We start from the raw sequence: 25,837 nt of genomic DNA on the forward strand, positions 1-25,837 counted from the left end.
GGGGTAGGTATTGGGTGTCCGGCCTGAGAAAGGCCGGTCGCCCTTCGGATGGACTGTCTCGAACATCTTTGCCTTGAAGAAAAAGGGCGACCCTGGATTGCTCCAGAGTCGCCCCGTTAGTGGCGTTGCCGCCTTGTATTACATGCCGGTCTTGGCAGTTGCGCCGCTGCCGCAACCATTTGCGGACGTGTTGGGCAGGCCGGCCGGGGTCGGAGCGTCCTGGATCCAGAGATTCAGGCTGCCGAGCGTCGCACTGGTGACGGGTGAGACTTCGGTAGAGTTGCGCAGGAACGTCTCCGCTACCGCATGCTGCCAGCCATTCGGCAGGAGGCCGATGTTCGACAGGGCGAGAAGGCCGGTCGTCGCGTTGGTGAAGATGCCGGTGCGATTGGCGTTGGTCGAGTCGCGCGTCACGACATCCATGTTCCAGCCGAGGAAGTTCGCGACGAACGGGCGGTTGGTGCTGGTGTAGCAGGTGTAGCCCAGGAACTGGGTGGTACCGACGATCGGATAGCCGGCGCCCGGATCGCCCAGGGTATTGGCCTGCGAAGTCGAGGTTGCATAGAGCACGTCATACCAGGCGAGCGGGTTCGCGCGGTCGGCAATGACGGTCCCGCTGATCGGGTCACGCACGGTACGGTCGTCGGTGTCGGTCCAGACACCATTGCTTACCGTTGCGATCGTCGATTCCGGCGGACGGATGGAATTGACTGCCGCCGTGGCATTCGCCGCGGTCGGCAGGCGGAACTGGCCTGCGGTCCGGTTGAGGCGGAGCGCCGCGGTGAACAGCGTCGGCGAACCGGTTACCGAGTTGGCGATGAAGTCGGCGGAGATATAGCCGACCTTGCCGTTCAGCTTGACCGCGCCCAGCGTGTAATCGGGCGCGAGGTTGATGGCGTCGCGAACCTTGCCGCTGCCGTCGGCGACGAGGAACAGGCCGCTGCCGACATTGCCGGTCGGCAGCGAGGTGGAACCGCCGCCGGTGACGAGTGCGTTGGTGATGGCCGTGCCGTTGAAATATTCGTTGCTGACCATGTTGGTGCTGCCGGCGACGGGATCGGTGCCGCTGGCGCGCAGGCCAGTGTCAGGACGAACGGCGCTGAAGTCCGGCGTACCCGCAACGCCCTTGCTGTACGGCAGCGTTTCGGCGTTCTGGGTGTAGTTGTTGGCGAAGCTGAAACCACCGCACTGGCTGGACAGCGCGCGGGTAAAGATGTCGGTCGTGCCCGACTTGTCGAGGCGACCGACCAGACGGATCGGAACACCGTCAGTCGCCCAGCGCGCGGCGGTGTCGTTGGTCGTGTCCTGAAGCGTGGCCGACGCATTCAGCGCGGTGATGCGCGAATCGTTCCAGTTCTTGATCGCGCCGTTGAAGATGCCGCAATAGACTTCACGGCTCATACGGATACCGCCGACACCGGTCGTACCGATCGTCTCCGGGTTCCGGTTGTTGAATGTCATGTCGACGTTGCTGGCGTTCTTGCCGTAGACCGGGTTGTAGGCGACGGCGACGGGAAGAACATATTTCGGGAACATGATCGGCAGGCCGCCGATCGAGTCCACATTGTTGGTCGTGTTGTAGGTGAGAAGATCGCCCTGGGTGATCGACGAGTCGGCGAAGGCGAACTGGACATGGTTCCAGGTGCCGAACGGGTTGTTGGGCGACACGCCGACGACGGTGCTGAACTGGTTGGTCAGGCTGCGCCATGCCTGACGACCGAAACCGGAGCCGGTGGCGACATATTCACCTTCGAAATTCGGCTGAAGCTCGGTCGTCGCGCAATTGAACGCGCCGGCCGGGGTAGAGAGAGCGGTCGGCTCTGCGATCACCGTCGTCGTGTTGTCCTGCTTGCCGAGCGGGTTGAAGCCGCCGATGCAGTTCATTTCCTGTACGAGGACGTTCTGGACCGAGGTAGCGCCGCTGCCGAGCAGCGCGAAGGTGCCGCCGCTGGCGTCATTGCCGGTGGTGGCGTTCTGGCCCGGGTTGCCCGGGATGACGGTCTGGGCTTGCGCGGCCGAGGCGAAGGCGCAGCTGGCGACGGTCGCCAGCAAGAGCGCGGTGCTGAAACGTTTCATGGATAGTCTCCTGGTTGGATTGTATTCAGGCACAACAGATCATTCCGCCAATAATTATGGCGGTCACTCGTCCTTCTATTTTGGGTCACGCAAAGTCCCATCCGCCGAATCCAGAGGAAGCGGCGTGGACCCTCGTTCAATACAAGTCACCGGCACGCTAAAGTGATGCCGACGAACGCCCGAGCTTATCGGGATAGTCGCCAGAAACAGAATTTCCGGCGCATATTTGTCGGAAAGGAACGACTCGATCCTTTCCAGACGCTGAACAACTACCGCCATCAAATGACAATTTTGTGATATATCGGAATTATGCCGGAGAGTTTTCGAATAAAATCACAGCCATATTGGTTATGTATTCAACGAAGTGTGGATGTTTCGTGGGGGCTTGGATTTTCACGTGCCATTTATCTGTAGCAATATTTGGATATGATACTTCTATAGTTTGAGTGATCTCACTCATTTTCCGGCAATAGGGCGGAAGGGACCATAGGAGGCACGTGGGCAGCGATAGCATTTTCCGTGCCGCAAATATTGGAGGTTCCTGGCATAAAATGCAGGAGCCTCCGGTTTTGTCCCGCCTGCCTCAGGCAGATCCGATTCCGCAGGGATTCGAGGCGATGTTGCGCGCGCGCGCATTGCTTTCCGAAGAGGCGCTGCAGCGGGCGTTGCTGATCGAGCGCGAAACCGGCGAGCGGCTCGATGCGGTGGTGACCCGACTTGGCATGCTGTCCGAGGATCGGCTCGTCGTCGAGATGGCGGCGCACACCGGCCTTCCGGTCCTCGCATCCGGCGGCATGCCGGCGCAGGCGGTCGACGGCCCCGATCTCTCCATCGCGTTCCTGCGCGACGTACGTGCGCTGCCGGTCGCGGCCGAGGCCGACCTGCTACGCGTTGCCGTCTGCAATCCCTTCGATCCCTTCGTCGAGCGCGCTTTCGCTTTCACTTTTCGGCGGCGGGTGGAACGTGTCGTGGCGCGCTCGAGCGATATCGATTCGGCGATCGAGCGCCTTTATCACGGCCGCGGTGCGGCCTCGGAGGAGGCCGACTCCGAGATCGACGACGACGATCTTGAGCGGCTGAAGGATCTGGTAAGCGATGCGCCGGTCATCCGCGCGGTCAATCGCCTGATCGCACGCGCGTCGGACGAGCGGGCATCCGATATCCATGTCGAGCCGGGCGATGACGGCCTTGCGATACGATTCCGGGTCGACGGCATGTTGCGCGATTCCGGGAAATTGCCGGCGGCGATGCGCGCGCCGCTGGTGTCCCGGATCAAGGTCATGGCCGGGCTCAATATCGCCGAGCGCCGGCTGCCGCAGGACGGGCGCCTGCGCATTTCCGTGCGCGGCAACGAAATCGACCTGCGTGTCGCGACCGCGCCGTCGATCCACGGCGAAAGCGTGGTGATGCGGATCCTCGACAGGTCGCAACTGGCGCTGGATTTCGTGACCCTTGGTTTCCCCACTGATCTCGCGGGGCGCCTTCGGGAGGCGATTGCGCGGCCGCACGGGATCGTGCTCGTCACAGGCCCGACAGGCAGCGGCAAGACCACCACTCTCTACGCGGCGCTTGCCGAACTCAACGCGCCCGAACGCAAGCTGCTGACCGTCGAGGACCCGATCGAATATCGCCTGCCCGGAGTGATCCAGACCCAGGTCAATCCTGCGATCGGCTTCACCTTTGGGACGGCGCTGCGTTCCTTCCTGCGTCAGGACCCCGATGTCATGATGGTGGGCGAGATTCGCGATACCGAAACCGCCCAGATCGCCGTCCAGGCCGCGCTGACCGGCCATATGATCCTTTCCACCTTGCACACCAACACAGCGGCCGGCGCCGTGTCGCGCCTGCTCGACATGGGGGTCGAGCCGTTCCTGCTCGGGTCTGTGCTGACCGGCGTTCTGGCGCAGCGGCTCGTGCGGCGGCTCTGCACTGCCTGCCGAGTCCAATATGATCCCGCCGGCGACGTGCCCGAAATCCTCCGCCCGCTGATCGAGGGACAGAAGATCGAACGCCTGTATCGGGCCGTTGGCTGCGCACACTGCAGCGGCGGCTATGCCGGGCGTGTCGCGATCCTGGAGTTCCTGCGCGTCGACCAGGAGGTTTCCCGGCTGATCCTGCGACGCGCCGACATCAGCGATCTCGTCGTGGCCGGGGAGGCTGGCGGCATGCGCAGCCTGGCCGCGGACGGCGTGGCGAAGGCCGGCGCCGGCCTGACGACGATCGAGGAAGTCCTGCGCGTGGCAAGCGGGGACAGCTGATGGCGACGTTTCAGTATCGTGCCGTCAAGCTGGACGGATCAACGCTGTCCGGGCGGATCGAAGCATCTGATCGCAGCGACGCGATCGCCAGTTTGCGGCGTACCGGCGCAACCCCGCTCGAACTCGTCGCCTCCGCGCCGCAAAGGGCCGGGCGGCCGCGCCGGGCCACGGGCAAGGGCCGGGCTGCGGCCGCCACCAGCATCGGCGAGCTCGCCGTGCTGCTCGATGCCGGGCTCCAGCTCGATCGGGCACTCTCGCTCGCCGTCGAGAATATCGAGGACGCCGATGTCGCCGCGCACCTCGCCGAGATGCTGCGGGAGGTGCGCGAAGGCGTCCCGCTCTCGCGGGCGATGGCGCAGAAACCCGATCTGTTCTCGCCGACTGCGGTCGCCATGACCGAGGCGGGGGAAGCGAACGGCCGGATGGGCGAGGCGCTGGCGCGGCTCGCGGCGGCGTTAGAACAGGAGGCGGAGCTCCGGCGCCTTGTCATATCGTCGATGATCTATCCGATCGCGCTGCTGGTCATCGCCATCGGTGTCGTGCTGCTGATGCTGCTGTTCGTGGTGCCGCAGTTCGAGGGCATGTTCGCGAGCACGACGCAGAAGCTCCCCGCCGCGACGATGGTGGTGATGAATGCGAGCCGGCTGCTGCGGCAATATGGGCTCGCCATGCTGCTTGCGATGGGCGTGGCGGGCTTTGGCATCGCGATTGCGATGCGCCAGCCCGTGGTCCGTTTCGCCCGGGATCGCCTTGTCCTGGTGATGCCTCTGCTCGGGGAACTCGTCAGGCGGATCGAGACCGGGCGCTTCGCCCGGACCCTGGGGGCGCTGATCGAGGGGGAGGTCGCTCTGCCGGTCGCGATCGCCCTGGCACAACGGACGATCGCCAACCAAGTGCTTGCCCGTGCGATCGGGCGCGTTGCCAACGGGGTGAAGGAGGGTGGGGGGCTGGCCGCACCCCTTGCCGCCTCGGGCGTTCTGCCCCGGCTCGCCATCGGTTTCCTGCGTACGGGCGAAGAGACGTCGCAACTCGGCATGATGCTGACCAGGCTCGCCAATGTCCTGGACCGCGACGTCAGGACGCGACTCGAACGCCTGATCGGCATCCTCACGCCCCTGATCACCGTAGTGCTCGGCGCGACGGTTGCCGGGATCATCGCCTCGATCATGTCGGCGATCCTGGGATTCAACGATCTGGCACTGCCATCATGAAGCGAGACGGGAACATGCATCAGAAAAGACACCGCGGAGAAGGCGGCTTCACGCTGCTCGAGTTGCTCGTCGTGCTGGCGATCCTGGGGCTGCTCGCCGCGATCGTCGGCCCCCAGGTCATCCGTTATCTCGACAGCTCGAAGTCGCAATCGGCCCGGGTCCAGGCCAAGAACGTCGTCGCCGCGCTGAACCTCTTCAAGCTCGACGCATCCCGGTACCCGACCCAGGAAGAGGGGCTGGCCGCACTGGTCAAGGCGCCTGCGACCATGCCCAACTGGAACGGACCGTATCTCCCCGATCAATCGGCCATCGTCGATCCCTGGGGGCGAACCTATCTGCTCAAGGTCCCGGGCGAGCATGGCGAGATCGACGTCTATAGTCTCGGCTCCGACGGACAGCCTGGCGGCACTGGCGAGGCGCGAGATGTCGGCAGCTGGTAAGCGCGTCCCGCCACGGCGGCACCATAGCGGCGGCTTCACCCTTCTCGAGATGCTCGTGATACTGGCTATTCTTTCTCTGATTGCCGGAATCGCCTTCCCCTCGGTCGACAAGGCGATGCGCCGGCAGGCTTTCGTCGAAGCGGCGACACGGGTCGAGGGCTTGCTTCACGCCGCACGGGCGCGATCGATCGCCACCGGTCGCGCCGCGCGTTTCGCGGTTTCCGCCGACCGGCATGGCTTCGGTTTCGGCGACACCGTCGATCATTTGCCGGATACCGTCCTGGCGACCTTGCCCGATGGCGCGATCCTCTTCTTTGCGGACGGTACCGCTACTGGCGGCCGGGTCACCGTTGCCGGCCAAGGCCAGGAGCGGCGCTGGACGATCCGGGCCGCCACCGGCTCGATCGAGCGCACCCGATGACGCGACGCTCCTCCGAGGCGGGGTTCAGCCTGATCGAGACGCTGGTCGCGCTGCTGGTGATTTCCGGCATGGTCGGCATGTTGTTCGAGGCGATCAGCGCCAATGCCCAGGCGGCACACGGTCTTGCCCGAAGGCGCGAAGCGGTGATGCTGGGGCAGTCGCTCCTGGCGCAGGCAGGGATCGCGCGCGGGGCGGGGCGGCGGCTGGACCAGGGACAGTGGAACGGCCTGTCCTGGCGGATCGCCCGTCATGGGGGCGAAAGCGGCGCGCGCAGCAGCGGCGTAGCACTTGAAGAGCTGCGCATCACAGTGGCCGAAGGCGCCAGCGGCCGTGAGCTCGTCAGCGTGCGCACATTGCGGCTCGAGCAATGACGCCGTGTCGGCGCCCGCATCGGAGGGACCGGTTCCATCCCGGCGAACAGGGATTCACCCTGATCGAATTGCTTGTGAGCCTCGCGCTGATGGGCATGGCGGCCGCCCTGTTGCTTCAGGGGCTGGCCATGGCCGGCCTTGTCGCCGCGCGCGAGCGCACGGACACCTCCAGCCTGGAAAAGGTGATTGCGGCCCAGCGCGTCTTGCGTGCAACGATCGAGCGGCTGCGTCCGGTCACGCGCACCGACTCGGCGCGGTCGATCATCGAGCTTCGCGGCACGGCGGGCGTCCTTACCTTTGTCGGCCCGCCGCTCGATCGCCTGGCGCCTGATGCGCTGCAGCGCTTCCGGTTGACCCGCACCTCCGTCGGGGAGCTGGTCCTCTACAACAGCAGCATCCGCAGCCTCGCCGTCCAGTCCGGGGAAGGAGGCGACCTGATCGGCTGGACGCCGAACACGCTGCTGCGGGGCGTGCGGGATATATCGATCAGCTATCTCGGTCCGCCGCGCGCAGGCGTCGAGCGGGGCTGGCAGGATCGCTGGTGGGATCGCTCGACCCTGCCTGACCTGATCCGGCTCCGGGTCGAGTTTGCCGATGCGGGGCGCCGGACCTGGCCCGACCTTATCGTCAGGCCGCGCGCGACAAAGAATGCGCCATGCCGGATCGATGCTTTCACCGGCCGTTGCGGAGAAGAATTGTGAGTGGCCGGGGGCTTCTCGACGCCGACATGCACACCATCGGGCGATGGCTGCTGCAGGGATGGCATTGGTGGGTCAATGAGTTGCAGGGGCTTGCCCCCGTAAACTGGCGCCGTCACCGCAGCGATAATTTGCCGCGCCTCCTCTTCCAGGCAGGCGAGCTCCGGTACGAACGCAGCGTCGTCGGTGCCATGGGGGCTGCGCCACGAGCCGGCCTTCGCGCCATCGTCACGGTGCCGCAGGCGCTTTGCCTCACCCGCCTGATCGAACGGCCACCGCTCAGCGCCCGGGACCTCCAGCATATGCTGGTGCTGGAAAGGGACATGTTGCTGCCGTTCGCGGCCGGCTCGACCGTCGTGGCCGCGCGCCTGCTCGGGCCGGCTCTCGTTTCGGGCAGGACGATGGTTGAGGTCGCAGGATTGCCGGCCGATATCGCGCAGGACGTTGCGACGGCGATCACCGCAACCGGCGTGATCGCCGTACATGTGCTGATACATGAAGAGCGAACGACGCCTGTTCCCATCGACTTCGCTCCCGCGATGCGCGAGGCGGGCCTGATCGCGAAGCCGCGCAGCGTGACGCCGATGCTCTGGGTGCTTGTCGCATTCCTGGTCGCGCTCAATCTCGGGGTGCTGATCTGGCGCGATGCTGCATCCGCCCAGCGCCTGGAGCAGATCGTGCAGGAGCAGCAGCCTGCCGTATCCGTCGCGCAGATCATCGCGCGCCGTATCCAGCGCGACGGAGCGCTCGTGGCACGATCCGCGGCGCTCCGACAGGCTCATGATCCGCAGCGCAGCCTTGTGGCGGTAAGCCGTGCTTTGCCCCCCGGCGTGTGGCTTCAGCGCTATGTGTGGGACGGGGCGACCGTCAGGCTCACCGGATACAAGCCGCCGCGCACCGATGTCGCGACGGCACTCCGCCGTACAGGCGATTTCGCCGAGGTCAGGTCGCTGACCGATGAGAGCCAAGCAACGGTGCCGGCGGGCGATCCGTTCGATCTCTCGGCGAGGATCGTCGGCAGATGATCCGGGCCACGTCGCCCCGCGAACGACGCCTGATGGCGTTGTTGATCCTCACGGGCCTGGTCGCACTTGCCTATCTCGGCGTGGTCGCGCCGATCATGGCGGGCTTCGCGGCACGCGCCGAACGGCGGGACCAACTGACCCTGCGCTATGTCCATAACCTGCGCACCATCGGATCGATCCCGCGATTGCGCCGGCAGGCGGAAGAACGGCGCCGGGCAATCGGCTCCTTCGTGATCGAGGCGCGGGGCGTTGAGGCGGGGCGCGAGCAGCTGAAGGAGCGTCTCCGGCGCGCGATCGAGCGCGCGGGCGCCGAGTTCCGCGAAGCCGGTGACGGGGAGGGGCGACCCGGCTGGGTGCGTGCACGCGCATCCGCCCGAATGACCCTTCGGCAACTGACGGCGACTCTCGACCAGTTGCAGAACGGCCCGCCCTGGCTGGTCGTAGAAACCCTCTCGGTCGGCGCGAACGACGCGCTCGTGAACGGCCAGCTTTCAACCATGGATGTGCAAATTGAAGTTTCAATTCCCCTCCGCCCCGCCAGCGCTCGATAGGACTGCGAGCCTGCCGTTGTTGCTGACGGCGCTGCTGGTCGCGGCGCTTGCCGTCCAGCTGCTGACGGTCGACGCGATCGAATTGCCACCGGCCGGCCCGGTCGGCGGGCGGCGCACGGTCGCGGCCGTCCCGGCCGTCTCCGGCGCGACGGGCACCTCGATCATTCTGGCGAGATCGATGTTCGCCCCCGTCGCGGTGAGCGCGGGCGCCGGCGCGAGCCCCCTTGCCGGCATCGCGATCATCGGTTCGGTCGGCATCGGCCGCGATGTCTTCGCCGTGGTGCAGCGGCCGGACAATCGAACCGCCAGGGTGCGGATCGGCGGACAGATCGGCGAATGGCGGTTGAAGGCCATTCGCGACAATCAGGCGCTGCTTACGCGCCAGGAAGAACAGATATCTGTCCCATTCGGTGCGAGGGCCCCCCTCCCGGCGACTGCGGCGGCGACGGGGAACCCATGATGAAACCAAGGTCGATACTCATGCTCGGCGCCGCGACGGCAAGCCTGGCGATCGGGGGATGCTCTACCCCACAGGCCCGGCAGCCGATCGAGATGCCCAAGCCACCGGCGATCGTCGCCCAGGCCGAACAGGCGACGTCAGACGTCCGCTCGACGATCGTCGGCGGCGAGGCGCCCGTGCCGCAGACGTCCCCGGCGAGCACGGCGCGGTATCCCCGGGCTGGGACGATCAGCGTCAATCTGCCGAACGCGGATGTCCGGGCGGTGGCTGAGTCGGTTCAGGAGATGACGGGCATCCCGGTTGCGGTCGACCCAGGCGCAACCGGCCAGGTCTCGCTGGTCACACCGGGCACGATCGCCCGATCGGAGGTGTTGAGCCTGTTCGAGACCGCGCTCCGTGCGGCCAATCTCGCGCTCGTGCCGGTTGGCGACGGTTACATGGTCCGTACCACAGCGGCAGCGCAAGCACCGGTTGCGGCCGATACCGTCGGATATGGTACCGAAGTCATAAGCCTCCAGTTCATCAATGCCGAGGAGGTCCGCAAGGTCCTCGACGGCGCCCTGCCGGGCGTTGTCACGGCAGTCGATGCGACGGGCAATCGCGTGACGATCGCCGGAACGACCGGGCAACGCAGCAGCGCACGCGACCTGTTGAAGCAGTTCGATGTAAACTGGCTGCGGAACATGAACTTCGCGCTTCTCGTGCCCCAACGGACCGATGCCCGGCTCATCGTCCCCGAACTCGAAAAACTGATCAACGCGAGTGACGCCCCGACACGGGGGCTGGTGCGCCTGATCGCGATGGAAAGGATGAACGGCATCCTCGCGGTGACGGCGCAGCGGCAATATCTCGACGATGTCAGGCGCTGGATCGAGATCCTCGATCGGGAGGGCGAAAGCGCCGAATCCCGCGTGTTCGTCTATCGGGTCCAGAACGGGCGCGCCCGCGATCTGGCCCGCACCCTGAATAGCGCGCTGGGCAATGGCGGTGATTCCGGCGGCGATATCGATGCCGACCCCTTTGCCGAGCCCGATCGCGCCGTCGGCCGGACGACGAATACCGCTGCGGGGAAGACGCCGGGTGCCGCCGCCCAGGCACCTCGTGGGGCAGGTGCCGCACCCGCCACCGCCCAGGGGGATCAGACCGCGTCGCGGGGGCTGGGGACGGGCGGTCGTATCACCGCCGATGAGGTGAACAACGCGATCGTCATCTATGGCACGCCACGCGACTATGCGATGATCGAAGATGCGCTTCGCAAGCTGGACGTGGCCCCGGTCCAGGTCCTGATCGAGGCAGCGATCACCGAGGTCACGCTCACCGACCAGTTGCGTTATGGCCTCCAGTGGAATTTTCTGAGCGGCAACAGCAATTTTGCCGGGACCCCGACCAAATCCCTCGGCACCCTGGCATCTCCCGCGCCCGGCTTTTCCTATTTCTTTTCGAACAGCGACATCTCGGCGACGCTGAACGCGCTCGAGCAGCGCACCAACATAAAGGTGGTCTCGGCGCCGAAGCTGGTGGTGCTCAACAACCAGACGGCAGCACTCCAGGTCGGCGATCAGGTGCCGGTGTCGGCCGGCAACGCCGTCAGTGTCGATAATCCGAATGCGCCGATCGTCAATTCGATCGAATATCGCGACACCGGGGTGATCCTGAAGGTCACGCCGCGGGTCAATGCGGGCGGGCTGGTCCTGCTCGACATCTCGCAGGAGGTCAGCGACGTGAACCCGAATCCGACCTCGACCACCAGCGCTTCAGACACATCGCCGACCATATCGACCCGCCGGGTATCGACATCGGTCGCGGTGCAGGATGGCCAGGTCATCGCCCTGGGTGGATTGTTCCGGGATTCCAAGAGCTTCGGGAAGAACGGTGTTCCGTTCCTGTCGCGCCTGCCGGTCGTCGGTGCGCTGTTCGGCGACCATAGCACCATGCAGAATCGCACCGAATTGATCGTCCTGCTAAAACCGCACGTCCTGCGCACACCCGACGACGGCCGGGCGGTCACTGAAGAGCTGCGTGCGAAGCTGCGTACGCTCGAGCCCTTCAAGACACAGGGCAAGATACCGTGAGGCGCAAGCGGGAGGACGGTTATGCCCTGGTGGCCGCGGTGGCGAGCATCGCCGTATTCTCTGCCATGGCGCTGACGGTTTTATCGGCCACGCGCATGGGCATCGAGGATGCCGGCGCCGAGCAGGCCCAATTGCAGGCGAGCGCGGCTGCCGATGCAGGCTTTGCGCTGGCGATGACCAAGCTGCTCACCGCCGACGCGACCCAACGCTGGTCGATCGACGGTCAGGCACGAAGCGTGACCTATGGCAAGGCCCGGATCGGCGTCCGCATTGAGGACGAGCGGGGTAAGGTCCCGATCAGCCAGCTCGACGAGAAACAGGCGCTGCGATTGCTCGAGATGGTCGGGCTGACCGGCGACCGGCTGCTGATCGCCCGCGATTCCCTGCTCGACTGGATCGACGACGATGAGGATGTCAGGCCCTTCGGCGCCGAGGACGGGTATTACCGTTCGGTTGGGCTCCGTCCGCCGAACGGCTTCCTGGCGTCGATCGGGGAACTGCGCAGCATTCGCGGATTCGATGCGGCGACGATCGACCGCATCGAGCCGCTGGCGACCACCTACACGGCAATGGCCGGCTTCGACCCACGCTACGCAAGTCCGCGCACCCTGGCGATCATGGGAGAGGGCGGCCATGAGGGTGGCGCGGAGGCGATCGATCGCGCGCGCGAGATTGCCGGGCAGCGGGTCGCGGTCAACTTCACCGAAACGGCCGATCTCAAAGGCAGGCCGCTCACGATCGTGGCGGATGCCGTCTTGCCCGGTGGCGCGCGTGCGACCCGACGCGCCGTCGTCGAACTGACCGGGGACGAGGAAAGCCGCGCCTATCTCATCCGTTCATGGGACTGACGCCTGGGGCAATCCGCCCTGCTGTGGCGAAGCGATACCCGAAGGCGTCAGTCCCCAGGGTGCAAAGGGTGGCGGGTTGCCTGGCGTCGAGCCTGTTGCGGCGATAGCCGGGCCCGCCATCGCGGGAAGCGGAACCGCTCCCGGAGTCCCCGCGGCATTCGCCCCGGTGGGATGGTAGAAGATGTGGGCGCCGATCTTCGCTACGCGCACAAGCGTCGGGGCCCAATAAGGATTCACATAATCCGCGTGATAATGAGTCGCCCCGGGGACCCGGGACGGAATGCGTCCGCCAAGCGCATCCTCGGCGACGGTTCGCGCGGCGAGCATGACCCGGCCCGGCAAACGGCGATACAATGACCCGTCGCACGTGAACGAGAACTGGCATCCTGTGCGCCGGGTCGAGCCGGCGAACACCACGTCGCACACCGTCTTGGGAAAGGATGGGTTGCGGACGCGATTCAAGATGACTTCGGCGACCGCCTGCTGTCCTTCGGTGCTTTCATATCCCGCTTCATAGGCTACGGCGAGCGTAAGGCATTCCGCGGCACGAGTCCGATCCTCGACGGGTGCCGGCTGATAGCTTTGTGAATGGGCCGGTACTCCCATTGCCGCCACGGCCGTGACCGGCACTAGATGCGCCATGAGCCGTGCCAGCCGGGAGATGACGCTGTCCCGCCTTCCAGTCCGATCCGACATGCGAGAACGGCTATCGTGCGCAGGATCGACCAAAGTCTTCACCGGGCGCGCCCGGCTGAGACATGGGCCATCCCACGATATGCTGATCGTTAAACGAGCCCTTCATGACAAGTAAATGCTTTCGCGAATCGTAAGTAACTTTGGTATTATATGAACTTAATTGGCTCAATATTCAACAAATTCAGTGAACAATGTGTTTGGCATCAAGTTTAAGTTGAAATTGAACTGCAATGTCATTCGCGTGCAACATGATGATGCCATTTGCTTATAGATAATTCCCACATCTGATCTCTTTGATCGATGGAGGATTTGTGAAAATTGTAGAATTCTGGCAAAAACTTTCACCGCAACGGATCCGGTCAAAGGTCTATGAGATGTCTGCAGCTGCGAAGTGGAACAGGAAAATGATCGTCAAGCTCGGCGTGGCGGCGTCGATCGCCGTCTTGGGAATCTCCGCGGTCGTCAATCGGCACGGTGACGATGACACCCGCAGGCACGCCGGAGCCGTGGCCGCGTCGACCGTGTCCCCGGCAACTGTGGCGCCGTTGCCCGTGCAGGCGGCCGCAACCCCCGCACTTGTGGCGGCTGCAACGTCTCCGCCGACCTTGCTGCCGGCGCGGCTGCTGAATTGCACGCTGGGGCGAATCACCAACTTCGATCCGAGCCGGATTCAGGCACCGTCGGAATATGTCTATGAGGGGCGCCATCCCTTCAGGCTATTCCTGCCCGCAATTCCGACACGCACCACGCCGCCGCCTTCGGCAACCGCACCCGCCGAGCCGGTCAATCCGCAGACGAAGATCGTGGCGGATCCGGACGGGATCGCGATCGAGGCCCATGATCTTCCATTCGATCGCGTCGTCGATCTCTGGCCGGAGCGGGTCGAGATGACCACGCCGATCAGCGACGTGGCGAACAATCTCATCATCATCGATCGGATCGATGCGGCCAAGGGGCAGGCGACCCTGTTCATGACGAAGGCGAACGACGCCGTGACGTTCGACCTGAAGCATCTTTACCTCGGGACTTGCCGCGTTTCGCCGGGCGCCACCCTAATCGCCGCGGCACGCTGAGGTCTCATGTCGTGCTGCCCAGGTGACGACGTGTCTTCGGTCGAAGGGACTGCCATGCCGGCACATGCAAAGGGCTGGCGGGGGCGGCGCGTTGCCATCCCCGCATCGCGCAGCGATCGGAGAGCCGGTCGATGAGCCGCGGGGACCAGCCTGACATGATCGCCCTTCTTCAGCGCGCTGCGGGGCTCCATCAGGCCGGCGATGCCGAAGCGGCGTTGCGATGTTACGATGACGTCATTGCCATGAACCCGGATGCCGCGCCGGCACATTGCCACCGCGGCAACGTCCTGGCGGATCTGGGGCGGGTGGAGCCGGCGCTCGCCAGCTACGACCAGGCGATCACTTTGGATCCGACGCGGGCCGATCCCTATGATTTTCGCGGTATTGTGCTGGCACAGACGGGCCGCCTGCATGAAGCACTTGCGAGCCTCGATCGCGCCGTCGCGCTCGACCCCGACAACCTGAACGCATTGAACAACCGGGCAAACGTCCTGAAGGGCCTTGACCGGCTCGAGGAAGCGCTCGACGTCCAGAGCCAGATCGTCGGCGCACTTCCCGATTTCGCGCCGGCCCATAACAACAGGGGCAATACGCTCATCGCGCTCGGCCGCCTGGGAGAGGCGATCGCCAGTTTCGATCGCGCGATCGCGTTGGATTCACTGCAGGTCCAGTCGCACAACAATCGGGCCAACGCCCTGGTCAAGCTGATGCGGGTCGAAGAGGCGGTGGAATCCTATCGCAAGTCCCTGGCGATCGAACCCAGGCAGCAGGAGATTCTTGTCAATCTGGCCGAACTTCTGTCGACGCTTGCCAGACCTGAGGAGGCCATATGGTGCTATGAGCAGGCACTGGCGCTCGATCCAACAGTGACGGATGCGCTGCTAGGTCTCGGCGACATCATGCTCCAGACCAACCGGCCCGATCTGGCGATGTCCTGCTATCAACGGATCCTTGCGCTGGATGCGGGTAATGCGGATGCGTTCAGCCATCTGGGCATGGCCTGTGTGCAGCTCGACCGGCGTGCGGATGCTCTGAGCTGTTTCGATCGGGCCCTGGCGCTCAATCCACAGGATCCGCAGACGTGGCACAGCCGAGCGCATCTTCTGAATGAAATGGGTGATGTCGAGGGCGCGCTGGCCAGTCACGATCGCGCCCTGGAGATAGCACCCCAATTTCCTTACGAGTTGGGCAGTCGCTTCCACGCGGCGATGCGGCTTGCGCGGTGGCAGGATTTCGACCTGCAGCGCGAGATGATCCGACAATCGGTCCAGGCCGGCGGCCGGCTGATTGCGCCTTTCGACCTTGTCACGACGATCGACGATCCCGCCCTTCAGCGGCAATGCGCCGGATTGTTCGTGCACCACGAGCTCCCCAACCTGAAGGCCCGGCCGATCGGGCCGAAATATCCGCGGCGGGATCGTATTCGCATCGGCTATTTCTCCGCTGACTTTCGCGATCATGCGACGATGCGATTGTTCCTGGAGACGCTGGAGGCGCACGACAGGGAAGGCTTCGAGATAACGGCGATCTCCTTCGGTCCGGATGTCGCAGACACCACGCGGCGGCGTACCGAGCGTGCTGTCGATCGGTTCATCGATGTCAGAAAGCGGGATAGTTCGGAAATCGTCCGGCTGTCGCGCGATCTCGGTATCGATATCGCGATCGACCTGAAGGGATTTACCCAGGGGAACAGGACGGCAGCCTTTGTCGAGCGGGTGGCGCCGGTCCAGGCGAGCTATCTGGGTTTCCCCGGGACATGCTCCATTCCCGCCATCGACTATCTGATCGCCGACGAGTCTATCATTCCCGCCGGGTCCGAGGCTTATTATTCCGAGAAGATCGTTTTTCTTCCCGGCAGCTATCAACCCAATCTCGGCCTGTTCGACGTGCCCGAACGCGCCACGCGCGCCAGCATGGGCTTGCCTGAAGACGCCTTCGTCTATTGTTGCTTCAATCAAAGCTACAAGATCACGCCCGACATCTTCGACGTGTGGATGAGCATCCTGCGGCAGGTTCCGTCCAGCGTGCTGTGGCTGTGGATGAACCAAGATGCGGCGCGAAGCGATCTGCAGCGGGTCGCCGTCGAACGAGACGTGCAGGCCGATCGCCTCGTCTTCGCGGGGCGTCTGCCCGGCGACCGGCATCTGGACAGGCTGAGATTGGCCGATCTCTTCCTCGATACATCGCCTTGTAATGCCCACACCACGGCGAGCGACGCGTTGCGGATGGGGCTGCCGCTCCTGACCTGTGCCGGTAAATCCTTCGCTGCGCGTGTCGCGGCAAGCCTGTTGAACGCGATGGATCTTCCCGAACTGGTGACGACCGACCTGGCGGAGTATCAGGCGCGGGCCGTCTCGCTTGCGCTCGACCGGACGCAGTTCGTCCGAATCCGGGAGAAACTTCGGTCCAGCCGCGAGGCGTCGTCGCTGTTCGATCCGGCCTCCACGGCCCGCAAGCTGGAGGCTGCGTACACTGCCATGTACGGGCGGTATCAAAAGGACCTGCCACCCGACCATATCCGCCTTTGATCGCCGCCCGGTTCCTTCCGATGTGCGCAATGATAGCGGTTCACCCGCTTACCGTCTTCCGCACTCTCCGGTGCATGGCCCACCGCGCCTGCAGTGCAGTAAGTCGCTGAAATAAAATAAATTACGGAAATATGGATTCGGGCCTGCCAAATCGCTCCGCTCAGGTGTCCTTTAAGTAGGAGCAATAGAGCAACGATGGCCGGAGCAGCGGATTCCTCCGCTCCGGGTATCCGCGCCGCAGGAGATCGACCTCGATCGCCCCCGCGATCGGGCGCTTTCCATTGCGTCCCGAGGAGATGACGATGGCGAGACAGGATCCCGAATCCGGTGATTCTTCGCGTACGGCTGATCAGGAATCCCGTCGCGGATATATGGGCGCACGGTTGGCGCCATGGCAGGTGAAACTCGCGCTGGACGTGATGTCGCTGCAGCTCAAGACGGGCCTGTGCGTCCCCGACATTGCCGCCAGGCTCAGCATATCGGCAACGCATTTTTCGAAGGCGTTCAGGAACTCCGTCGGCGTGGCGCCCGGTCGCTGGTATCAGCGGGAGCGGATCAGCAAGTCGCTCGGGCTGTTGCGGGACGGCGAACTCAGCCTGGCGGAGATCGCGTCGGAATGCGGCTATTTCGATGAGAGCCACTTCATCACGTCCTTCTCGCGCGTCATGGGAACACCCCCGGGTCGGTGGCGGCGCAGGCAGCGGGCCGGTCTGCCGGTGGCGGACATTCCGGCGGCGGTTCCCGTCACGCGCTGATAGCGAAGCGCGTCGGGGTGCCGTCAGTTGGGCTGTCGGCCGGTCGATAGGCCGATCAGGTCGCTTCCGGCGCCAATCGCCCGGTCGATCGCCAATTGCAGATGGGTGACCGGGACCGGATCGTCGATCTGGTCCAGCAGCGACACCGCCTCGATCATCAGCATGATGGCGCGTTGAAGTTTGGGATCGAATTTGGCCGCCGGGGCATGAGCCTGCCGCTTGTTAAGGCGCGACGAGGCATCGTTCGCCTGCTGCATTTCGGTTTCGTGCAGCCGTTGCTGCACCAGCAGATCGATGGCCGATGCCGAAAGCGCGGGTGTGAGCACCTGTCCGTCATCCGTGCCGGCGGCGGCGAGCGCGACGAGGATGCCGAGCGCGCGCCGAAGAAGGGGATCAGCCTCACATTGCATGCCATCGAGCAGCAGGATCGCATCATTCACCGACGCAGCCGCAACAGCGCAGAGGAAGGGACCGGTCTCCTCCTCGTCATCCATCAATGGGCTGCCAGGGTACATCCATAGCTGACGGTAATCCAGTTTGCGTTCCCGATACACGGGCTGATGGATGGACGACAGGCGACGCGTTCCAAAATTGGCCAGAACCGGATTGCCCGACATCGGCCTGGGCCATTTTTCCGGGCGCTGTGGAAACACCTAGCGGAAGCCCGCTTGGATTCGAATACATCCGAGTCGCCGGCCAGCGGGCACGCTCGTGCTTCCGGCGCGGTGTGAACAAGCCGTTGGCCCAGGCGGTATCGGGCGGGGAAGCGGACAGGTGGTTCAAGCCATTCATCGGTGTACGACCGGACGCGCCCGTCTCTCGATCCCCAGCTTTAAGGCGCGCCCGCCTGTCGGGCGGCCGCGACCGGTGCTTCAGGCGGCCTGGAGCTGCTGCCAATGATGGACTTCGAGGGCCTCGTTGATCGTATCGTAGAAGGTCAGCCGACCGTCCTTCAGCACCGCCCCCCTGTCGCAATAGGTCAGCAGCGTAGCCGGATCATGCGACACCATGATCAGGGTGCTCCTCTGGCGGCGCTCGGTCAGGGCGATGTGGCAACGCTCGCGGAAGCGTTCGTCCCCGGCGCCGGTGACCTCATCGACCAGATAGCATTCGAAATCGATTGCGAGGCTGACGGCGAAGGCCAGGCGCGCCTGCATGCCGGCGGAATAGGTTTTGACGGGCTGACGAAAATAGGGGCCCAATTGGGCGAAGCTTTCCACGAAATCGAGCATCGGGTCGATCGGGCGTCGGTAGATCCGCGCGATGAACCGGGCGTTGTCGGCACCGGTGAGGCTCGCCTGGAACGCGCTCGTATAACCGATCGGCCAGGAAACGGACATTCTGCGGTCGATCCGTCCTGCCGTGGGCATCTCCACACCGGCGATCAGCCGCAGCAGCGTCGATTTGCCCGCGCCATTGGCGCCGCAAATGCCGATCGCTTCGCCATGGCCGATCGTGAAACCCGCTTTCCGGAGCACCGTCTTGCGCAGGTTCCGCGCGTGATAGGTCATCGAGACGCTCTTGAACCGGATCATCGTGCGAATCCTTGCAGCCGCCGCGCATTGTCGGTGCACAGCACGGGTCGTCAAGCCGGATTTACGCATGTCGGACGCAACCTTGCATGACGGGGGTCCTTTCCAACAGCGAGCGGATACGCCAGCTCTACGATTCGAATTTCGTCCGGCGCGTCGAGTTGCTCAATGATGGTGCGCCGGTCCAGGTGTGCCTGGACAGCCGGATGCTGTGCGATGTCGCCGGAACCGGCGTCGCGACATATGCGCGTGTGCTCGCCGGCTGCCTGGCGGGGGCGGGGGCGGTATCGGTGGTCCTCGACGATGGTCGCGGGCAAGGCGGGCCGCAGCGCTCGCGCGTTGCCCGCTGGATAGCGGCGGCGCAGACATCGACCCGGGCGGCCGTCGCGCATCGACAGCTCGAAGAGGCGCCGGTACAATGGGTCGCGCGGGACATTTTCCGCGAAGCACAGATATTCTTCAACCTGCATGGCCGCTTGCTGCCCGTCGCCTTCGACCGGCCGCCGGAGGTGATGCACTGGACCTACCCCGTTCCGCTCCATGTGGTGGGCGCACGAAATCTCTATACGATCCATGATCTGATCCCGCTCACGGATCCGGATCTCACCCCGATTCCGCAGCCGCGCCACGCCGCGATCCTGCAACGGATCGTGCGTAAGGCGCATCGCCTGGTCACCGTATCCGAGACGGTCCGGGACCTCGTGATCGATCGCCTGAATGTTCCGGCGGACAGGGTCACCAATACGCTGCAAGCGATCGAGATGCCGCTCCAGTCGGACCCGCCGCTTCCCCAGGTTCTGCAGTCCGGGCGCTATTTCTTTTTTTGCGGCCGCGTCGAGCGGAGAAAGAATCTGGGCCGTATCGCCCGGGCGCACGCCCTCAGCGGTGCCCGGCTTCCATTGGCGATCGTCGGTCCCTCGGTCGCGGGCGAGGAGCGGCTGGAAGCCGATCTGCGGACTTTCCCCGGCGTCATCCGGCTGCCCTGGATGCCTCGGGCAAATCTTATCGGCATGATGCGTCGGGCACGGGCGCTGCTCTTCCCGTCCCTTGCCGAAGGATTTGGCCTGCCGGTGGCCGAGGCGATGACGTTGGGGTGCCCGGTTCTCACCTCGAACAGGGGGGCCACCGTCGAGGTTGCCGGCGATGCGGCGTTGCTCGTCGATCCCCTCGATCTGGATGCGATGGCGCGGGCGATCACCCGGCTCTGCCATGACGATGCCCTGTGCGCGCGCCTGCGTGCCTCGGGTTTCGAGCGTGGGCGTCTCTTCGCGATCGACCTTTATGAACGCCGGTTGCGCGCGCTCTATGCCGATGCCCTGGCCAAAGAGCCGACCATCGACGGCGACCTGCGATGACAGACCCGCAGCCTGGTCGGATCGGCATCGACGGCTTCAACCTCGCCATGCCGCATGGCACCGGGGTGGCGACCTACGCCCGCACACTTGCCCAAGCCTGTTCGGGGCTGGGGCGTCGTGTCGATCTTGTCTATGGCCTGAATGTCGCGCCGAACTCCGCGCCGGAACAACGCGAAACCCTGTTCTTTGCCGCGCTCGCGGAAGGGCGGTCGGGCGCTGAGGCCCCGACACGCCGGAGCCCAGTCGGCCATCTTCGGCGGCTGATGCTCAGCCCCGCAACACGGCAGCTCGTAGAGGTCCCGATGGGCGGTCGCGTGATCCGCAGAGGCATCGCGGACCGGGTGCCTGCGTTCGACCGCCTGTTCACCCTCGACCGGCTCTTCTATCTGGGCGCGCGCTATCTGCGGCGTTATGGCAGGCTTCTGCCGGTGCGGGTCCCTGATCCGCCTGCGATCATGCACTGGACCTATCCCGTACCGGTCCGGATGGTCGGCAGCCGGAACGTCTACACGATCCACGACCTGGTACCGCTCCGTCTTCCCTATCTCAGCCTTGAGGACAAAAGGTATCACGAGCGTCTGCTGCATGCCTGCGTCGCAGAAAGCGCCCATATCCTGACAGTCTCCGAGATATCCCGCCGCGATATTCTCGCTTACCTGCCGGTTGCTCCGGAAAAAGTGACCAACAGCTATCAGGCATTGCCTGAACGGCGTGCTCCCGTCCCGGCCGCCGCGGACGATCGCAGGAGCCTGAGCGCGATCTTCGATCTCGCGCCGCAGGGATATTTCCTCTTCTTCGGCGCCATCGAGCCCAAGAAGAATGTTGGTCGCCTGATCGAGGCGTATCTGGGCGCCGCTATCGACACCCCCCTGGTGATCGCCGGTCCCGATGCGTGGTGCGCGCAGGAAGAATTGCGGCTGCTCACCGCTCCCCATGGCGCGCCGGCTGGCGTGAGGGAACGAATCAGGCGCCTTGGCTATCTGCCGACCGACCATCTCGATCTGCTTGTCCGTGGCGCACGGGCGGTGGTCTTCCCGTCGCTGTACGAGGGGTTCGGGTTGCCCGTGCTCGAGGCGATGGCGGCGGGTGTACCGGTTATCGCCGGCACCGAGGGGGCGCTGCCCGAAATCCTCGGCGATGCGGGTCGTCTCGTCGACCCCTATGACATCGTCGCGATCCGTACCGCCCTGATCGAGTTGGACAGAGACGATGGCCTACGCGCGGCCCTGGCTGCGGCCGGCGAGCGCCGCGCCCGGGATTTCACGATGGCGCACTATCAGGCGCGCATCCATGCCCTTCATCTGCGTCTGATGGCCCGGCCCGTCCCGACGATGCGCTCGCGCAGGCCGGCCGACCCGAAGATCGCCATCACCGGAGAATCGATGTGACGTTCCGCGCCAGACCGAGCCATGCCCTGCGTGTCCTGATCGTGATCGCGCCGTCGCTGCTGATGGGCGGATGCGCGACCCTCCCGTCCAGCGGACCGACCGCGGGCGATATCAATCGTGCGCAGAAGCAACTCGATGCGTTCGACATCGTCGATGTGGACGAAGGCGCGCTGGCACGGATCACGGCGGTGCCGTCCACCGGTCGCGGCCGGCTTGCCACGCTTGCGCTGCCCGGCGAGGTCGACACGATCGGCCCCGGTGATGTGCTGCAGATCTCCGTCTATGAGGTCGGGTCGACCCTGTTCGGATCGCGGGCGGCATCGATGGGATTCACGCCGGCGACGGGATCGGGCGAGAATCTGCCGCCGGTCACGGTAGGCCGGGATGGCCGGATCACCTTGCCCTGGACGGGCAGGATCGATGCCCGTGGCAAGACGCCGGACGACCTCGCCGAGGAACTGACCCAGGTCTATCACCGCTCGTCCGAGAATCCGCAGGTCATGGTCAGCATTCGCGAGAATGTGAACAATACCGTGATCGTCCAAGGCGATGTGAAGAAGCCGGGACGGATCCCGCTCACGCTTGCGCGGGAAAGAGTGCTCGACGCGATCGCGATTGCCGGCGGCTCATCCAATCCCGGCCTCGACAGCATCGTGAAGGTCAATCGCGCCGACCAGTCGGCCGAAGCGCCTCTGAGCGCCATAGAGCCAGGCGGGGGGGACGATCTCCAGCTCCTGCCGCAGGATCGCGTGTCGATCACCTTCCGGCCCCGCACTTTCACTGTCCTGGGCGCTTCGGGCAAGGTTTCGGAGATTCCGTTCCAGAGTCCCCGCGTCTCCCTCATCGAGGCGATCGGACGTGGCGGCGGCCCCACCGACGAGCGGGCCGACCCCGCGGCGATCTATGTCTTTCGCTATGAGCCGGCGGAATATGACGGCGCCCCGGCTTCCGGAGCGCGCCCGGTTGCCTATCGCCTGAACATGCGCCGGCCGGAGAGCTATTTCCTCGCCCAGCGCTTCGAGATGCATCCGCGCGACGTGATCTACGTGGCGAACGCCGGCGCGAATATTCCGACCAAGGCGATTCAGGTGCTCAGCCTGTTCTTCTCGCCCTTCTATACGGCCAAGGTGCTCAGCCAGTGACGGGTATGACGTCCCGCCGGGCGCGAGCGCACCATGCCTTTGTTCCGAATGCGCCGAACCGGCCTGCGGCCATTCGGTCCGCGTGCGCGGGTTAATCTGTCATGGATCGGCCGCCCACGCTCAATGATGTTGCGCAATGCTATAGCCTGTTCCTCGAACGCGAGGTCGAGAATGCGAGCATCGCCGTCATGCAGATGGCGAATGCGTCGACGCTTTGGGAGCTGATCCGGCGATTTGCGGCCTCCACCGAGGCGGTGCGGCGCAGAATTCATCGTGCATCTGGGATGATCGCTGACATGTACGATCCCGCCAGCATCTGCCTTGATGCCAGTGAAGAGCAGCGTGCCGATCTCCTGCTGCGGACAGTAGCGAGATGGGAGCGGGACGGCCGTGGCGTCGCTTATGACCAGCTTTTTCGTGACCCGCGGCTGTTCGACGAACGAAGCGCGAAATGGAACCGGGCCAGGCGTTTTGAGATCGGCGCCGAGGAACTCGATCGTGTGTTCGCCGTCGCACGGCGTAACGGCATCTCGCTCGATCCCGGCGCATCGGTGCTGGCGCTGGGATGCGATGTCGGTTTCCTCGCTGCAGCGGTGACTGACCGGCTTGGCCGCTTTGTCGGCGTGGAGGTCGGCAAGGCCGCGCTCGAACGTGCACAGGGTGCGATTGATTCGGATAGTCTCAACGGTTGCGAGCTGCTGGCGCTGCGGGATTTTCTCGATGCCGGCTCGGGCACGCGGTGCGACATCTTCCATTCCGTCATGCTCCTGCAGCATGCGCCGCCTCCCGTGATGGAGGTACTGCTCGATCGGTGTCTCGCTCTGGTCGAGCCCGGCGGATATGCCCATTTCCAGCTGCCCTGCCATATCTACGAGTATCATTATGCCACGGACGCCTATCTGGCGGCGGCTCCGGCATCCGACAGGTCAGGCGAAATCCATGCGCTGCCCCAATCGTCCGTCCACCAACTTCTGGCAAAACACGGCCTGGTGCTGATCGAGGTCACACCTGATCACCGGCTGGGGCCGATGGGTTTTTCCTATACATTCTTCGCCCGGAAACAGGGTGGCAGGGATCCACAATCACAAAATGGCGGCCGTGTCGGTGCCGCCATCCACCATATGAGGATTTGACGATGCGCAGTACCGATTCCGACTGGGCAGCGATCGGCGACGCCGAACCCTATTTCGGTGTCCTTTCCTCGGCCGATTATCTGCGGGAGAATCTGACCGCCGATGTTCGCGACCAGTTCTTCGCGAGCGGCGAACAGGACATGAGAGCCGCGCTCGACCATATCCGCCGGCTATATGGAGAGGGCTTCCACGCGACCCACGCGATAGACTTTGGCTGCGGGGTAGGGCGGCTGGCCCTGGCCATGGCGAAAATGGCCGATCGGGTCACGGGTATCGATATCTCGCGCGGCATGCTTGCCGAGGCCGCGGTGAATTGCGAACTGCGCGGGGTAGCGAATGTGAAGTTCGCCGAGGGCTGCCTCCTGGCCGAGCGGGCCGACTGGGTGAACAGCTTCCTGGTATTCCAGCACATCATGCCCGAGCGCGGCTTTCCGTTGCTGCGGCAATTGCTCGATCGCCTCCGGCCCGGCGGCGTGGCGTCGATCCATCTGACGGCCTATCGCACCAACGACCATCTCCAGCCCTCGCTCGAGGACGTGCGCTATTCGCGTTTCGACGGGCGGCATTTGGAGGTTATTGTCGCGACCGACGTCATGCCGACGGGCAGAATGCGCATGTACGACTACGACATGACGCGCGTGCTGCAGATCTTCGTCGATGCCGGGCTCGAAGGCCTGAGCCTTGAGCATTTCGATCACGACGGCCACCACGCCTTCCGCGTGTACGGGCGCAAGGTCAGCTAGCAAGATTCCCGCAACTCTTTGATGCACGGCACTTGCCGTGCGGCCGGCTTCCTAAGGAAACTCCCATGGCAACTCCGATGCCGATAGAAAATGCGCGTGCGGTCGTGGACCTGTTCTATCGATCCCTGCTCGGTCGCCCAGCGGATCCGGTGGGCTGCGACCTGCATACGAACCTCCTTGCATCGGGACAGGTCGATGAGCGGGGGCTTGCGCTCGCCTTCGTCAACTCGGCCGAGTTCAAGATACGGTCGGGTTCGAAAGAGGCGTTCGCCGATCAGACGGTCATAGAGGCGTTCGGCTGCAAGTTCCTGCTGCCCAGAAGCTGGACGACCGAGCTCAACGCGCCCGAGGGATATGAGAACTGGGTGATCCCGTATTTTCTCAGTCTCTGCAAACCTGGCATGACAGTGGTCGATGTCGGCGCCAGCATTGGCGCGCTGACCTTGCCGGCGGCCCGCGCGGTGCTGCCGGGCGGCTCGGTCTACGCAATCGAGGTCAGCTCGCTGAATTGCGGCCTGCTGGCGCAGAGCATCGTTCTCAACGGTTTGGGCAACGTCCATCTTCTTCCACTTGGCGTCTCCGACTATCTCGGCTTCGCGCGCCTGCCGCGCCAGGGCATGAGTAACAACAACGTGATCGACCGCGACCGCGACACTAAACGTACTGACCAGCAAAGCCACGATATCGTGCCGATCATGCCGTTCGACCTGCTGCATTCCGCGATCGGCAAGGTCGATCTTCTGAAGATGGATATCGAAGGCATGGAATATCGCGCGTCGATGGGCGCGATCACTATGCTCAGGCATGATCGCCCGATCGTTTTCCTGGAATATTCTCCTGTGTTCCAGAGTCAATGGTCAGGCGTGCCTGGAGCGCAGCTTCTTGGGCTCTTCCAGGAGCTGGGATATCGGTTCGAGATCCTGCATCGCAACAAGGCGCGCGAAACGGTCTTGGGCGACGATCCGGTTGCTCGCATTGAAGTCGCATGGGCGGAGCATCGCGACACCGACGGCGGCACACATATCGATCTCTGCCTCCGTCCGGCGGCCTGAGCGCGACGG

24 protein-coding genes are annotated in these 25,837 nt (G+C 64.4%); 20 read left to right on the forward strand and 4 right to left on the reverse strand.

Translation table 11 applies throughout. From position 1 onward, the window contains the following. Window positions 1-138: 138 nt before the first annotated feature. Window positions 139-2,076 carry a substrate-binding domain-containing protein gene (locus tag AC1DT7_RS18105; RefSeq protein ID WP_478037526.1) on the reverse strand — a complete coding sequence of 646 codons (1,938 nt, stop codon included), beginning with the start codon at window positions 2,074-2,076 and terminating at the stop codon, window positions 139-141. A gap of 617 nt (window positions 2,077-2,693) precedes the next feature. On the opposite strand from AC1DT7_RS18105, the gene AC1DT7_RS18110 reads away from it, so the two are divergent. Genes AC1DT7_RS18110 through AC1DT7_RS18160 form a run of 11 tightly spaced genes read left to right on the forward strand, consistent with a single transcriptional unit; the run spans window position 2,694 to window position 12,431 of the window. Beyond that, a complete protein-coding gene (locus AC1DT7_RS18110) occupies window positions 2,694-4,334 on the forward strand; it encodes a GspE/PulE family protein (RefSeq protein ID WP_478037527.1) in 1,641 nt (546 codons plus the stop codon). Then, entirely contained in the window at window positions 4,334-5,545 is a 1,212-nt protein-coding gene (locus AC1DT7_RS18115; protein ID WP_478037529.1) for a type II secretion system F family protein, read from the forward strand. The genes AC1DT7_RS18110 and AC1DT7_RS18115 overlap by 1 nt, the downstream gene beginning before the upstream one ends. A 14-nt stretch (window positions 5,546-5,559) precedes the next feature. Beyond that, window positions 5,560-5,985, forward strand: a complete 426-nt coding sequence (gspG, locus tag AC1DT7_RS18120) for a type II secretion system major pseudopilin GspG (protein ID WP_478037531.1) — start codon at window positions 5,560-5,562, stop codon at window positions 5,983-5,985. Continuing rightward, the gene (locus AC1DT7_RS18125) at window positions 5,969-6,406 is read left to right on the forward strand and encodes a GspH/FimT family pseudopilin (protein WP_478037533.1); all 438 of its coding nucleotides are present in this window, start codon (window positions 5,969-5,971) and stop codon (window positions 6,404-6,406) included. The genes gspG and AC1DT7_RS18125 overlap by 17 nt, the downstream gene beginning before the upstream one ends. Further along, complete coding sequence (locus tag AC1DT7_RS18130) at window positions 6,403-6,777, forward strand: type IV pilus modification PilV family protein (RefSeq protein ID WP_478037534.1); 375 nt, start codon at window positions 6,403-6,405, stop codon at window positions 6,775-6,777. Before AC1DT7_RS18125 ends, AC1DT7_RS18130 begins: the two co-directional genes overlap by 4 nt. Further along, window positions 6,774-7,478, forward strand: coding sequence for a prepilin-type N-terminal cleavage/methylation domain-containing protein (locus AC1DT7_RS18135; RefSeq protein ID WP_478037535.1), 705 nt, complete (start codon window positions 6,774-6,776; stop codon window positions 7,476-7,478). Before AC1DT7_RS18130 ends, AC1DT7_RS18135 begins: the two co-directional genes overlap by 4 nt. Beyond that, window positions 7,475-8,500, forward strand: a complete 1,026-nt coding sequence (locus AC1DT7_RS18140) for a hypothetical protein (protein ID WP_478037537.1) — start codon at window positions 7,475-7,477, stop codon at window positions 8,498-8,500. Before AC1DT7_RS18135 ends, AC1DT7_RS18140 begins: the two co-directional genes overlap by 4 nt. Beyond that, the gene (gene gspM, locus AC1DT7_RS18145; protein ID WP_478037538.1) at window positions 8,497-9,051 is read left to right on the forward strand and encodes a type II secretion system protein GspM; all 555 of its coding nucleotides are present in this window, start codon (window positions 8,497-8,499) and stop codon (window positions 9,049-9,051) included. Before AC1DT7_RS18140 ends, gspM begins: the two co-directional genes overlap by 4 nt. Then, a complete protein-coding gene (locus AC1DT7_RS18150) occupies window positions 9,011-9,511 on the forward strand; it encodes a hypothetical protein (protein ID WP_478037540.1) in 501 nt (166 codons plus the stop codon). The genes gspM and AC1DT7_RS18150 overlap by 41 nt, the downstream gene beginning before the upstream one ends. Further along, window positions 9,508-11,583 (forward strand): type II secretion system secretin GspD, encoded by a 2,076-nt coding sequence (gene gspD / locus AC1DT7_RS18155; protein WP_478037541.1) that lies wholly within the window; start codon window positions 9,508-9,510, stop codon window positions 11,581-11,583. Before AC1DT7_RS18150 ends, gspD begins: the two co-directional genes overlap by 4 nt. Then, on the forward strand, window positions 11,580-12,431 hold the full coding sequence (locus AC1DT7_RS18160) for a type II secretion system minor pseudopilin (protein ID WP_478037542.1): 852 nt from the start codon (window positions 11,580-11,582) through the stop codon (window positions 12,429-12,431). The genes gspD and AC1DT7_RS18160 overlap by 4 nt, the downstream gene beginning before the upstream one ends. Here the strand turns inward: AC1DT7_RS18160 and AC1DT7_RS18165 are convergent. After that, entirely contained in the window at window positions 12,420-13,127 is a 708-nt protein-coding gene (locus tag AC1DT7_RS18165; RefSeq protein ID WP_478037544.1) for a cell wall hydrolase, read from the reverse strand. The two genes, AC1DT7_RS18160 and AC1DT7_RS18165, sit on opposite strands and share 12 nt — an antisense overlap. Window positions 13,128-13,531: 404 nt before the next feature. On the opposite strand from AC1DT7_RS18165, the gene AC1DT7_RS18170 reads away from it, so the two are divergent. The 3 genes from AC1DT7_RS18170 to AC1DT7_RS18180 all read left to right on the forward strand — a co-directional run bounded on the left by AC1DT7_RS18170 (window position 13,532) and on the right by AC1DT7_RS18180 (window position 17,483). Next, window positions 13,532-14,200, forward strand: a complete 669-nt coding sequence (locus tag AC1DT7_RS18170; protein ID WP_478037545.1) for a hypothetical protein — start codon at window positions 13,532-13,534, stop codon at window positions 14,198-14,200. Between the two features lie 131 nt (window positions 14,201-14,331). Continuing rightward, on the forward strand, window positions 14,332-16,728 hold the full coding sequence (locus tag AC1DT7_RS18175) for a tetratricopeptide repeat protein (RefSeq protein WP_478037547.1): 2,397 nt from the start codon (window positions 14,332-14,334) through the stop codon (window positions 16,726-16,728). Window positions 16,729-17,099: 371 nt separating this feature from the next. After that, on the forward strand, window positions 17,100-17,483 hold the full coding sequence (locus tag AC1DT7_RS18180) for a helix-turn-helix domain-containing protein (protein WP_478037548.1): 384 nt from the start codon (window positions 17,100-17,102) through the stop codon (window positions 17,481-17,483). A gap of 23 nt (window positions 17,484-17,506) precedes the next feature. On the opposite strand, the gene AC1DT7_RS18185 is transcribed toward AC1DT7_RS18180, so the two are convergent. Both AC1DT7_RS18185 and AC1DT7_RS18190 read right to left on the reverse strand, forming a co-directional pair. Then, complete coding sequence (locus tag AC1DT7_RS18185; RefSeq protein WP_478037550.1) at window positions 17,507-18,100, reverse strand: hypothetical protein; 594 nt, start codon at window positions 18,098-18,100, stop codon at window positions 17,507-17,509. Window positions 18,101-18,355: 255 nt separating this feature from the next. Further along, the gene (locus tag AC1DT7_RS18190) at window positions 18,356-19,018 is read right to left on the reverse strand and encodes an ABC transporter ATP-binding protein (RefSeq protein WP_478037551.1); all 663 of its coding nucleotides are present in this window, start codon (window positions 19,016-19,018) and stop codon (window positions 18,356-18,358) included. Between the two features lie 86 nt (window positions 19,019-19,104). Here AC1DT7_RS18190 and AC1DT7_RS18195 point away from each other — a divergent pair, with 86 nt between their 5' ends. From AC1DT7_RS18195 to AC1DT7_RS18220, 6 genes are all read left to right on the forward strand, one after another. Further along, entirely contained in the window at window positions 19,105-20,370 is a 1,266-nt protein-coding gene (locus AC1DT7_RS18195) for a glycosyltransferase family 4 protein (protein ID WP_478037553.1), read from the forward strand. Beyond that, on the forward strand, window positions 20,367-21,758 hold the full coding sequence (locus AC1DT7_RS18200) for a glycosyltransferase family 4 protein (RefSeq protein ID WP_478037554.1): 1,392 nt from the start codon (window positions 20,367-20,369) through the stop codon (window positions 21,756-21,758). The genes AC1DT7_RS18195 and AC1DT7_RS18200 overlap by 4 nt, the downstream gene beginning before the upstream one ends. Then, window positions 21,755-22,900: a polysaccharide biosynthesis/export family protein gene (locus tag AC1DT7_RS18205; protein WP_478037555.1), complete on the forward strand. Its 1,146-nt coding sequence runs from the start codon at window positions 21,755-21,757 to the stop codon at window positions 22,898-22,900. The genes AC1DT7_RS18200 and AC1DT7_RS18205 overlap by 4 nt, the downstream gene beginning before the upstream one ends. 101 nt (window positions 22,901-23,001) lie before the next feature. Then, the gene (locus AC1DT7_RS18210) at window positions 23,002-24,033 is read left to right on the forward strand and encodes a methyltransferase domain-containing protein (protein ID WP_478037556.1); all 1,032 of its coding nucleotides are present in this window, start codon (window positions 23,002-23,004) and stop codon (window positions 24,031-24,033) included. A gap of 2 nt (window positions 24,034-24,035) precedes the next feature. Continuing rightward, the gene (locus tag AC1DT7_RS18215) at window positions 24,036-24,776 is read left to right on the forward strand and encodes a class I SAM-dependent methyltransferase (protein ID WP_478037558.1); all 741 of its coding nucleotides are present in this window, start codon (window positions 24,036-24,038) and stop codon (window positions 24,774-24,776) included. Window positions 24,777-24,841: 65 nt separating this feature from the next. Beyond that, entirely contained in the window at window positions 24,842-25,828 is a 987-nt protein-coding gene (locus AC1DT7_RS18220) for an FkbM family methyltransferase (RefSeq protein WP_478037559.1), read from the forward strand. Window positions 25,829-25,837: the final 9 nt, after the last annotated feature.

It is taken from the genome of Sphingomonas sp. P3_C6 (assembly GCF_056402595.1).